9 protein-coding genes are annotated in these 12,026 nt (G+C 61.9%); 8 read left to right on the top strand and 1 reads right to left on the bottom strand.

Annotated elements, in window-relative coordinates:
- The 5 genes from QZY06_RS03835 to QZY06_RS03815 all read left to right on the top strand — a co-directional run.
- On the top strand, window positions 1-497 hold a 497-nt coding region (locus tag QZY06_RS03835; RefSeq protein WP_295680423.1), incomplete at its 5' end, for a DUF1329 domain-containing protein.
- 87 nt (window positions 498-584) lie between these two features.
- Entirely contained in the window at window positions 585-1,616 is a 1,032-nt protein-coding gene (locus QZY06_RS03830; protein ID WP_295680420.1) for a photosystem I reaction center subunit IX, read from the top strand.
- Between the two features lie 132 nt (window positions 1,617-1,748).
- Window positions 1,749-3,923: a DUF1302 family protein gene (locus QZY06_RS03825; protein ID WP_367275559.1), complete on the top strand. Its 2,175-nt coding sequence runs from the start codon at window positions 1,749-1,751 to the stop codon at window positions 3,921-3,923.
- Between the two features lie 142 nt (window positions 3,924-4,065).
- On the top strand, window positions 4,066-5,448 hold the full coding sequence (locus tag QZY06_RS03820) for a DUF1329 domain-containing protein (protein ID WP_295680416.1): 1,383 nt from the start codon (window positions 4,066-4,068) through the stop codon (window positions 5,446-5,448).
- A 67-nt stretch (window positions 5,449-5,515) separates the two neighbouring features.
- Window positions 5,516-7,726 (top strand): hypothetical protein, encoded by a 2,211-nt coding sequence (locus tag QZY06_RS03815; RefSeq protein ID WP_295680414.1) that lies wholly within the window; start codon window positions 5,516-5,518, stop codon window positions 7,724-7,726.
- Window positions 7,727-8,027: 301 nt separating this feature from the next.
- Here QZY06_RS03815 and QZY06_RS03810 read toward each other — a convergent pair whose 3' ends face one another.
- A complete protein-coding gene (locus tag QZY06_RS03810; RefSeq protein ID WP_367275560.1) occupies window positions 8,028-9,767 on the bottom strand; it encodes a sigma 54-interacting transcriptional regulator in 1,740 nt (579 codons plus the stop codon).
- 427 nt (window positions 9,768-10,194) lie between these two features.
- Here QZY06_RS03810 and QZY06_RS03805 point away from each other — a divergent pair, with 427 nt between their 5' ends.
- Genes QZY06_RS03805 through QZY06_RS03795 form a run of 3 tightly spaced genes read left to right on the top strand, consistent with a single transcriptional unit; the run spans window position 10,195 to window position 11,890 of the window.
- Window positions 10,195-10,593 (top strand): phenol hydroxylase subunit, encoded by a 399-nt coding sequence (locus tag QZY06_RS03805; protein WP_295680408.1) that lies wholly within the window; start codon window positions 10,195-10,197, stop codon window positions 10,591-10,593.
- Window positions 10,590-11,603 (top strand): aromatic/alkene monooxygenase hydroxylase subunit beta, encoded by a 1,014-nt coding sequence (locus QZY06_RS03800; protein ID WP_295680405.1) that lies wholly within the window; start codon window positions 10,590-10,592, stop codon window positions 11,601-11,603. Before QZY06_RS03805 ends, QZY06_RS03800 begins: the two co-directional genes overlap by 4 nt.
- Entirely contained in the window at window positions 11,600-11,890 is a 291-nt protein-coding gene (locus tag QZY06_RS03795) for an MmoB/DmpM family protein (RefSeq protein ID WP_295680402.1), read from the top strand. The genes QZY06_RS03800 and QZY06_RS03795 overlap by 4 nt, the downstream gene beginning before the upstream one ends.
- The last annotated feature ends 136 nt before the right edge of the window (window positions 11,891-12,026 follow it).

Genomic DNA, 12,026 nt, shown 5'->3' with positions numbered 1-12,026 from the left:
TGCTCGGCCCATGGTCTTCGGAGTTTGCGACCCACGACGCCAACTGGGAGCCGCCGCGCCAGAAGGACAACCCGAAGTTCTTCGACATCGCCTACGAGATGGCGCCGGAAGTCATCGTCACCAGTTGCGAGCCAACCGGCTATCCGCGTTCGCCAGTGTCCAAGCGCGTGGCCTATGTCGATGCACGCAACAGCATCGCCGCCAGCAATATTCGCTACGACCGTCAGGGCAAGCTCTGGTCGAATTTCGAAATGGCGCATGGCCAGCTCAAGGGTGGTGGTTCGGATGGCAAGCGCGTCATCCTCGGCCGCGATGGCAAGACTCCGCAGTTCACCTGGACCTACGTGCATATCTACGATTTCCAGAATCGCCGCATGTCGCTGTGCAATCACAGCAAGGGCGCCGCCGGTGTCGAAGCACGCTTCCAGGCCGATCCGGAATGGCTTTACAACACCTACTGCACCGCACAGGCGCTGCAGTCTCTGGGCCGTGCGTGATCGCGCGGAACTGAAGTAGTCCTCTTTGTGGCGGCCGGTCGTCCGCGGCCGCCACGTCTCCATTCGATTTCTCTGTCGGCTCCTGCCATGAAAGCATACGCACGCCCGTTGTCAGCGGTATTCCTGGTATTGATGGCCGTGGCGGGTAGTTTCGCGATGGCTGCCGATGGTGGCGCAAGCCGCGCACTTAACCAACTGACACCTCACGATCGTCTCTATTCGGTCGCCTTCAGTGGCGACTTCGGCGAGGCAGTGGGCGACGGTGGCCTCGTGCTGGTAACCACTGACGGCGGCAAGACCTGGGTGCGCGAGAACAAGCCGCCTACGGATCTTTCCCTGCTCAGCGTCGTCATCTCGGGTACACGTTCGATCGCTGTCGGCCTGCAGGGCCTGATTCTGATCCGCGACGAGCAGAAGCCTTGGCGCAAGATCGAGCCGGTCACCGACCGCCGCCTGCTGCGAGTCAGCCTCAACAAGGATGGTCTTGCGATAGCAACCGGCGCCTTCGGCACCTTGCTCAAATCCACAGACGGCGGGGAGACCTGGGCCGATCTGAAGCCGGACTGGGCCACGCTCTACGAGACGGGTGTCACCGGAGCGTTCGAAGCGATCCGTGACGAGCCCACCATCTACGTCGCGAAAGTATTCGATGACGGGTCGATGATCATTGGCGGCGAGTTCGGCCAGCTCAATCGCTCATCCGATGGCGGCACGAGCTGGGAGCCGGTGTTTCAGGTGCCGGCTGCGTTGAAGGGTTCGATTCCGTCGACGATCTTCGGCATGCATTTCAGCGACGACGGCGTCGGTTATGCGACCGGTCAGGCGGGCTTGGTGGTGACGAGCTCCGATAGCGGCAAGACCTGGACGCAGCTCGACACCCATTCGGAGGCCAGTCTGTTCGACATCGCGCCGACTCAGGACGGTCATGTGGTTGCCATTGGCATGCGCAGCGGTCTGGTCAGTGCTGACGCCGGCAAGACCTGGCAGCCGCTCAAGGCGCTGGACGTGAGTCTCAATTGGTATTGCGGTCTCAGCCGCGGCACCAGCACGCCGAGCGGCTCGGTGATTGCCGTTGGTCATAGCGGCCGGGTGCTCCAACTCGCAACAAGCGGCAATTGATTCCGACGAAAGAAGCAGATGCAGGGATAAAGAATCAGTAATCGCCATTGGCCTTAGCGGCCGGGCTTTTGAACTGGCAGCAAGCGGCAATTGATTGCAACAAACAAACTACAAGTACTGGGGGAGCAGAAAATGGATTCAGCTCAGCGCGCACGCCGACTCATTTGTGCCGGCATTGCAATGATGGCCGCATCGACAACGGTACGGGCCGATGATGGCGACTCAAGCGGATATCTATCCAATCTTTGGGGGCGCACGACGTTCAACGGCCTCTTGCGCAATGACACCGGGTTCAGGACGACGGGCTTCCAGAACTACAACAACCAGGGCAACGCGCCTTTCCAGCACGTTGATGTGCCGCGTCAGGCTTATGTGCCGCCGGCGTTGAGCAGTCAATTGCTGGGCATCCAGCTGCTGCCACAGGCGACCAACTGGAATGTTCCCATTCCGAACTCCGCCGGCCTGATCCATACCAACGACACGGTACGTCGCGACAATTTTGTCCCGGGTAGTGACCCTTACCTCAACTACCAGGAATACCGCGCTTCGGGCGAAATGAATGTGTCGTTCACGGACAGTTTCCGGCTGAACATTCAGGCGCGCGCAATCTTCGATCCGGGCATCTACAACAGCTTCGATGCGAAGGATGTTGCCAATATCCAGGGCGGCATCGATGGCGGCGGCGGCAACCGCTATGCCGATACCGGCAAGGCGCAGTACTTCCAGTCCCTGGGACGCAACGGCGGCAAGCTGAATCCGACGGAATTCGCGGGTCGTCAGTACCTGATCGACTTTCCGACCGCGCTCCTCGAATACAAGAGCGGCGCCTACAACATTCGCTTCGGCATGCAGCAGATCGCTTGGGGCCAGGCGATCTTCTTCCAGTCCTTCGATGTGCCGGATGGTCTCGACTTCCGTCGTCACCTGGTGCTTGATCGGGCGATCGAGGAATTCTCGGACAAGCGCGTCCCGGCCTTGGCGCTACGCGGCACGATCCAGGCGACGGACGCGATCATCGTCGACGGCTATGTGCAGAAGTTCCAGCCTTCGGTCCTGCCGAACCCGAACACGCCGTACAACGTCATTCCGTCGCAGTTCTACAAGCCGCTGGATAACTATTTCACCGGCGACAACGACACCCGGCTCAGCTACGGCATCCGCATGAAGGCCGACTACGGCAACTGGGGTTACTCGGCACTCGCCGGCAGCCGCATCAATCCGCTCGGCGTTTTCAGCTGGGCAGAGAGCGGTATCAACAAGGGCCTGACGGGAACCAATCCGGATGGAAGCCGTTACGGCAACTTGCTCGGTGCCGCCGTCGAAACGGCTTACGCCGCCAAGCTCGGCCCGGACAGCCCGCTCTGTGCCGGCAATCTCTACAACCCGACGACCTGCCGCTTGTACGGCAGCTTGGGTGAGGCGCTGTCGCACACCCCGTTCACCGTCGGACCGGCTGGCGTCTATAGCAACAAGGAGTATTTCGGCGGTGCAGGCAGTGTGCGCCTCGATGCCACGAAGACTGTGAACACGGCCGTCGACGAGTTCGCTGCGCTGCGTGACGTCTATGCATCGCATGTCGATGACAACCGGGAAGCGAGCAATCTGCTGAATACTTTCTTCCTCGCTTCCGACGGCAGCCTCCGTGGCAACGTGCAGCGCGACTACTACCGCGAAGAAGTGTTCGGGCTGGGTGGCAGCTATGTGATCGAGACCGAGAACGCTGCCTCGTTCTGGAACCAGTTCATCGTCAACGTCGAAGCCCAGTACACGCCGAATCGGCGCTTGACGGACACGGGCCTCAGCCACGCTGGTGACAAGACCGACGAGTACATCATCACGGTCGTCGGCGAGCGCTGGTATCGCTTCACACCCGCCTTCCCGGCCGCCTATCTTGCCTTCGAGTACCAGCACCGCAGCGCCACCGATATTGTCGGTCTGAACCTGAAGGGCTATGGCGCCAACAGCGGCACCTTTGGCGTGAGTGATCCGGTCGCCTTCCAGGGCAACGATTACTCGGGTCTCAGAAGTCCGAAGGGACTCAAGGATGTCGGAGCCAATTACCTGGTGTTCGCTGGCTTCCTGCCCGCCCCGAACCGCAAGTTCGTGCTGGAGTGGGCCTTCCTGTACGACGTGCAGGGCGGCCTGCTGGCGCAGCCACTCCTGAAGTGGAATCCGGGAAACAACATCAGCGTCGATGTCTTCTACAACTACGTGAACGGCCATCTGTACGGCAACCCGACCAACAACGTGGTCCGCGCGATCAGCTTTGCCGACGAAGCCAATATCCGCATCGGCTATCAGTTCTAGTTGTTCAGTTCTCTACAGACACGGGTCAAGCGCAAGACGTCCGCACGCTGAGAGCTTGGCTCTCGGAACTTTTGCCGGCGGTGCTCATCACGCCGCCGGCTACCTTTTTCCGTCAGGACGTCAATCGGCGAGCCCATCGACCATGCGCATCACGCGATACGACGGCGGCTACAGCCGCCGAAAATTCCTTGCTGATGCGAGCAGAGGTACGCTCGCAACCGGCGTACTGATGCCGCTGTCCCAGGCCATCGCGCAGCATGGCGATATCAGCAAGGCCTACCCCGACGAACTGCTGTCGATCGAGGGCTACACCAAGGGTCGGATCAAGACCGGCGACGAGATCACCGCCGCCAACGTGGAACTGGTGAAGGATCTGATCGAGCCGATCCGCTACGAGCAGATTCTCAAACAGGGCCGCAAGCTCAGGGTCGTCAAGACGACAACGGATGTCATGCGTACCTCGCCCTGGGAGTACCTCGAGGCGACGCTGCGCAATGCTGGCAAGGCGAAGTTCGATGCCCGCGGCAACGTCGTCAACACCGCGGACGGCAAGCCCTGGATCGGCGGTAATCCCTTTCCCGATCCCAAGACTGCCGAGGAACTGTTCGCCGCGCAGACCCTCAGCTGGGGCCGTCATGATGCGTCGTTCTATGCAATCAAGATCAAGAACGTCGGCTCCGATGGCCGCGTCGGCTTCGAATACGAATGCGGCTGGTCCGAGTTGTCTGCGGTGTCGCGGGTCAGCATGGACCCCAAGCCGTACTGGCCCGAGCATCTCGACAAGCTGCGTTATCAGTCGGTTTTCTTCACCAAGCCTGGCGTCTATCGCGGTACGTCTTTCCTCAATATCTGGGATTACGACCAGAGCACGTTTCCGGTGCTCTACGGCTATGTCCCCGAGTTCCGGCGCATCCGCCAGTTTCCGACCAATCAGCGCTTCGAGCCGCTGGTGCCAGGGCTGACGCTGTTTCTCTCCGATGTCTGGGGCGCAGGCGACCCGATGTACACCTGGGGCAACTACAAGATCGTCCATCGCGGGCCGTTTCTCGGTGGCGTATCTGGCGGCTGGAGCGCCGATCACCCGAACTGGGAGCACAAGACCCACGGCGGGCCGAAAGGACTGTCGTTCTGGGACACCGATGTGGAACTGGTGCCGGAAATCATTGTTGTCGAAGCCGAACCGACCAAGTTCCCGCGTGCCCCGGTGTCTAAGAAACGGGTCTGGTTCGATGCGCGCAATCAGACCTTCGCCGGCATGACCACCTATGACCGCAATGGTCTGCCGTACCGCTCGTTCGATGGCTGCTACGGGCTCTACGAATCCGGCGACAAGAAAGTGATGGATGGCAAGCATCCGTACTGGAGCTGGGGCCACCTGACCTGTTCGGATATCCAGACGGGCTCCATCACCCGCCTGGAACAGGTGAAGGCAATCGAGGGCGTCCACCTGAGCGGCGCGAACGATCCAAGAATGTACGACCGCTACCTCACCCAAGCTGCCCTGATCGGGCTTGGCTCAAGCTGAGGGAATCGATATGCCGCGCCTCCATCCACGTGTCTTGCCGCTGTTCGGTAAACATCGAGGCCGCGTCATGAACCGAGCCCTCTGTTGCCTGCTGATTGCAAGCAGTTGCCAGGCGGGGGCCGGTGAGTCTTTTGCGCCGGACGCCATATCGGTCGTCGCGGATGCCGGTACCCAGGAACTTCGTTACCAGATCTTCCAGACCTTGGCCGACGCTCGCTTTGTGCTCGACGCGAGAGACGTTCCGGCCGCCGACCGCGTCAACGTCTATGTCGGTCAAAACGGCTTGGCGCACCGCGTAGTGCAGCAGCTGCAGTTCACCGTTGACGAGCAAGCCGCCGAGCTGCTCGACGTTTCTCCCGAGACGGCAGCGGCGATGTTCGAGCATGGTGACCGGCGGCGGATCCTGCGCCAGACGCTGACACCGGGGCTGCATGTCATCCGCGCGGAGTTTGCGATCACCGATCCGGGGATATCCGGGGCCACACCGGTTGTTCTTGCCGTCACGCACCGGTTCGAGAAGATGCCAGGCCAGCTTGATCTCGAATTCCGGCTCGATGCAGGGCTGATCTCGGCGCCTGCGATCAAAGTGAGGGAACTGGTGCGCGACGACAGCGCGCCGCAGACCCTGTTGGACGTTGCCGTCAACAGGCTCGCGCTTCCAGCCGCCGAGTTGTCGCGCTATCGCTCCGGAAGTGATGCCGATCCGGCGATCAGCCACAGCAGCGCGCTCATCCATGGCGGCGATGCGGAATCGGCCCTGGTCGAGCTTCTGGAAACGGCGCTGCAATCCGGACCGGAGACGTCGCTAGCCCCTGATTATCGGCTGGCTACGGCTCGCGCACTGCGCAGCCTCGGGATGCTGGACAAGGCCGAGTTGATCTGCGATCAACTGGACCAGCGTCGGCAGGCGAAGGCAGATGTCGCCAGCGAGCGGCTGCATCTTGCCGAAGCCCGCAACTCGACCGGCGACCTCTTGCAGGCCGAGCGGCTGCTGAATCTGGCAGACAAAGCCTTGCCGGATTTGCTGCGGCCGGATTGGCGTCACCTCTACGGCAGAGTCCTGATCGCGCAGCAGCGTCCCGCAGAAGCGGCCGCAATGCTCGGCAAGGAAGACCAGACCGTCGAGGCGTTCCGATTCATGGTGGGCTCGACCGAGGCCGTGCGCGCGGCTGCCTACAACCGCTACAACCTGGCGGTGGCGATGATCCGCAGTGGCGACGTGCGGCGCGGCCTGAGTTGGCTCGATCTGCTCGGCCGGTCGCAATCGAAGGATCCGGAGATGTTGGCCTTGAAGGACAAGGCGAATGTCGCACTCGGCTGGCACTTCCTGAAAGCGAAGCAGGGACGCACCGCGCTGGGGGTACTGGGGCGCGTCCGCAGTGAAGGCTTGCTGTCAGGCCCCGCTTTGCTCGGCATGGGTTGGGCAGAGCTGGTACCGAACGGCGAGCGGCTGCCGCGCGATCTGCTCGATTCCGAGCGGTCCAGGACAGCGCGGCAGACCGATCTTCAAGCGGGCCCGAGAAGCTCGCTGATCCGCTTGCGAGTGCTCGAGCCCGAACTGAATGGCGTCGTCGGCCCGTCCAGCTTCGAGCGGGACGATCCTCCGAAAGATCGCAACGACGGTCTGCGCAAGGCGCTCAAGATCTGGAGCGTGCTGCTCGAGCGCGACGAACGAGATACGTCGGTGCAGGAAGCGATGCTAGCGATCGCCTACGCTCACGATCAGTTGCGCAACGTGGCCGAAGCCCGCAGCGCCTACGCCAGCGCGATCTCGGCGCTCGGACGCGTCGACAGCGGTATCGCCGGCGAGTCGGCATTCATCACCGAAGGACAACTTTCGGCTGCCATCGCCACGTCCATAGACGATCGCGCACTGTTCGAGCTGACGGACCGTCTGCACCTGGCGCCAGACGATGCGACGGCGCCCCTGTATGCGTCCCTCACGGAGCTTCGTGATCTGGGCCGCCTGCAAACGGAGCTGAGCGAGACCGCAGCGCGTCTTGCGGCCGGTAGTTCCGCGGCTTCCGGCGATCAAAGAGATGTATCCGAACTCGAACTTTCGGAGCGCCTGAAGCGGCAGATCGCGCAACTGTCCATTCGCCAGACCGAAACCGCCCGAGATATCGATTCGTTGGCGATGCACAGTCTTGAAGCACGCAGAACCGTCGTTCACAACTATCTGAGATCGGCACGGCTGCTGAGCGCAAGAATCGAAGACTCTCCTACGCTCGTAAGCCGCGAAATCAAGATCTGCGAGGGCAGTTGTCGTGAGAACTGAGCGCCTGCTTCGTGGCGTTACACCGTTGACCGAACTAGGCGCGGAAGCTGTCGAGCAGCTTGGTCGGCGTGCCGGCAGGCTTGCCCTTGGCGAACTGTCCGCGGGATTCCTGTCCTTGAGTTCCTCGCCTGACGGATGTGCCCGTCTGGTGTTTTGACCGCCAGTATCCGTCCTGGCGGCGTTGGCCATAGGTCGGCCACGGCAGGCGCCGCGTCCGTGTGCGGTGCCCGCCGAATTTTTTAAGGATGGATGCGAGCGTGGCTGAGTCCGATCATCGATCCGATCTCAACGAGCAAGCGACTCAGAGCGAGCCACCTAAGCCACGCTGATTGAGCCGATAGACCAGCCTTGCCCGAGTGATACCAAGCAAGCGCGCGGCAGCAGACAGATTGCCCTTGGCTTTCTCGATGGCGTGCTGCAGCAAGGTGTTCTCCAATTCCGCTTCGATCTCGTCGAGCGAGCCGCCGTCGGCCAGGCCCTGGCCGGACATCAGGCGTTCGATGCGATCGGTGATCGCTTTGAGTGGATTGCCAAGACTGCCGGCAACGTTCTCGTCAACTTCATCGAGCCGGCCGCTGGTGGCGACGCGGCCATCGCGGCTCAAACCCCAGGTGGGGCTGTCCCAACGCTCGCCGGCCGTGAACAAGTGGCTGACGTCGATCGCACCGCCGGGGCGAGCGAGGATCACGCCGCGCTCGATCATGTTCTCCAGCTCGCGGATATTGCCCGGCAGCTCGTAGCTGAGCAGCGCGTCGATGGCACGCGCAGTGAATCCGGTCACGTCGCGGCGATGGCGACGCGTGAATTTCTGAAGGAAATGGTTCATCAGCACCGGGATGTCCTCGCGGCGTTCCCGGAGCGGCGGCACCTTGATCGGGAACACGTTGAGACGGAAGTAGAGATCCTCGCGGAAGCGTCCGGCGCGAACCTCGGCCCTCAGATCGAGATTCGTCGCTGCCACGACGCGAACATCGACCTTGCGTGTATGGCTGTCGCCGACTCGCTCGATCTCGCCTTCCTGCAGTGCGCGCAGCAGCTTGCCTTGCGAGGTGAGGCTCAGCGTGCCGATCTCGTCGAGAAACAGCGTGCCGCCATGAGCGCGCTCGAAGCGGCCTTCGCGGGCCGAGGTGGCACCGGTGTAGGCGCCGCGCTCGACACCGAACAGCTCGGATTCGATCAGCGTCTCTGGAATCGCCGCGCAGTTCACCGCGATGAACACCTTGTCGGCTCTGGCACTGATGCGGTGCAGCGTGCGGGCGAACACTTCCTTGCCGACGCCGCTTTCGCCCAGGAACAGCACCGTCGCATTGGTGTCGGCGACACAGCGCAGCATGTGGCAGACCGCGTTGAAGCCAGTCGATACGCCGACGATGTCACCGTCGGCGAACATCGCCGCGGTCTCGGCGTTGGGCGCTTCGCCGACCGGCGGGCGGCTGGTCGCGGACAGCCCGCGCGTGAACTGTTCGGCCTGCAGGAAGCTGGCGTCGATCTCGGCATCTTCCCAGGCTTCCACCGGCTTGCCGATGATGCGGCAGTGGGCGTGGCCCATCGCCCGGCACTCGACTTCGCGGAACAGGATCGGCCGGCCGACGAACACGCTGGTGTAGCCACTCGCGTAACCGATCTGGCTCCAGCACGCAGGCTCGGCGCTGATGCCATAGGTGCGGACATGTTCCTCGGCTTCCGAGGAACCGCGCCAGATGAACTCGCCGCGGTAATGGCCGCGCTCGATGTCGATCTCCATCGATACCGGCTCGACCAGCACGATGCCTTCCAGCGCGTGCAGCTGCGGGCCCACCACGAACATGTCGTGCAGCGGCGCATTGGGCCGCAGCTTGCGGGCCAGGTGAGCGTCATGGGAGCCGGAGTTGTAGCCCATCCGGGTCAACAGACCACGCGCCCGTTCGATACCCAGGCCTTCGATCAGCTCGCGGCGCAGCACGCCCATCGCCGAGGTATGGATCAGCTGCATGCGCTGGTCATCGAGCCAGATGCGGCCATCACCGGGCACGAAGTGCAGCCGCGCCATCAGGTCCGCCATGTCCGGCAGGCGCTGGGCATCGACGCCGGCGCTGCTCGGCGTCCAGGCCTGCTCGCGCCGTGGCCGGCTGTTGGTGTCGACAGTCATCGGACAAGCTCCTCCTGACATGCCCGCGCTCGTGCGCGAGTCATTTTGATGATGGTGCGGTCGCGATGAACGACGGACCGCGCGGCAGTGTGGGCGGATTCCTCTGCATCCGCGAGCGCTTTGCGTAGCGCCCTGTTCGCGGCTTTGATGAATTTGCAGATTTTCATCAAAGCGCCACGAGTCCTGCCATCCCGGATTCGATGATTTTATGAAATCACCACGCGGGAAGGACCGAAATAAAGTGGAGTCCAACGGCATCCAGAAATCGATAATTTCAGCTAGCTGAAGCACTTGCCGAGTTGTTGCGGTGCGATCCCCGCGGCATGGCACAACCGGTGCAATGAGGCTGATAACAAACATCTGTCTCGACGAGCGCAAAGGCAAAAGCCGGCGCCGATCAAGCCGGACTCAAGTGCGGAGGAAAGCCGTGTCACCTCAGTCATTTCGCGGGTCATCGCCCGAGCCTGTGTGCGCGTCTGGTTCAGCGTTCGACGTTCATCGTCGCTACGTGCGGTTCCGCGAACTGAATCAGGACAACTACGTGCTGTTCGATTTCGCGATCGGCGATCCCGAGCTGTGGATCGAACTGATTTTGCCGGCGCCCGCCTACCAGGTCTTCTGCCGTGAGAACGCGGTCACCTACCTGAGCCGCGAGCAGGAAGACGCTGTCGACTACGAAAAATCCAAGTGGCGTTACGGCCAACCCGGAATGAACAACGAACAGGAGCAGGACGGATGAACGTCGATATCAAGACCACCTCGGTCACCCAGCTGCGGCAGACCTTCTCGCATGTCGCGAGGCAGATCGGCGGTGACAAGCCGGCGTCGCGCTATCAGGAAGCGACGATCGGCATGCAGCCGATGGTCAACTTCCATTACAAGCCGCTCTGGCAGCCGGAAATGGAGGTTTACGACGTCCGCCGAACCAAGCTGGTGATGCGCGACTGGTACACGTTCAAGGACCCGCGCCAGTTCTACTACGGCACCTACACCATCACCCGCTCACGCCAGCAGGAGACGATGGAACGGAACCTGGAGTTCGTCGACAAGCGCGGCCTGCTGCGCGATCTGCCGGAAGCGCTGCGCGCCAAGCTGGTGTTCACGCTGGTGCCGATGCGCCATGCCGAATGGGGCGCGAACACCAACAACTGCTACATGACCGCCTACGGCTTCGGCGTGGCGATCACGCAGGCGACGATGTTCCATTCGATGGACCGCCTCGGCCTCGCCCAGTACCTGAGCCGCATCGGCCTGTCGCTGGACGGCAACAGCGGCGACTCGCTGGCCGAGGGCAAGCGCCTGTGGCTGGAAGACCCGGCCTGGCAGGGCATCCGCCGGATGATCGAGAACATGATGGTCTGCGAGGACTGGTTCGAGCTGTTCGTCGCTCAGAATCTGGTGCTCGATGGTCTGCTGCAGCCTCTGGTGTTCCAGCATTTTGAGCGCAGCTTCTCGAACGCTCATGGCCCTGCGCTGAGCCTGGTCACCGAGTTCAGCAACAACTGGTTTGACGAAACCTCGCGCTGGGTCGACGCCACGATCAAGACCGCCGTCAACGAGTCGCCCGCGAATGCCGAGCTGGTTCAACAGTGGATTGCCGATTGGCGTCTCGCCGCCCAGGAAGCGCTGGCGCCCTATGCCGCGGCGGTGTTCGTCGAAGATGCCGAGGAAGTGTTGACCAGCATCGAGGCGGCCTTCGACAACCGGCTGGTCAAGCTTGGTCTGAAAGCGAAGGTAGCCAAGGCATGAACGCCGTCGCCAAAGACAAGGTGTTCATCGCCTTCCAGACCAATGATGAGACGCGCTCGATCGTCGAAGCGATCGAAGCCGACAACGAGGAAGCCATCGTCCTGCGCTATCCGGCGATGGTGAAGATCGAGATGCCGGGCCGCCTGGTCATCCGCCGCGAAACGATCGAAGACCTGATCGGCCGCGCCTACGATCTTCGTGAGCTGAATCTGAATCTGATTTCGCTATCCGGAAACATCGAAGAGTCGGAAGACGAGTTCGTCCTGTACTGGAACAACCAGCAGTAAGACTGAGGAATCAACAAATGAACATGCCCACCAATCCGCAGAAGCCTGCGAAGAAACTCAGCATGAAGGAGAACTACGGTCTGCTGACCCGCGGTCTCGGCTGGGATACCAGTTACCAGCCGATGGACAAGGTGTT

This window comes from uncultured Nevskia sp., assembly GCF_903885465.1.
Classification (GTDB): Bacteria; Pseudomonadota; Gammaproteobacteria; order Nevskiales; family Nevskiaceae; genus Nevskia.
This window is presented reverse-complemented; position numbering and strand designations above follow the sequence as displayed.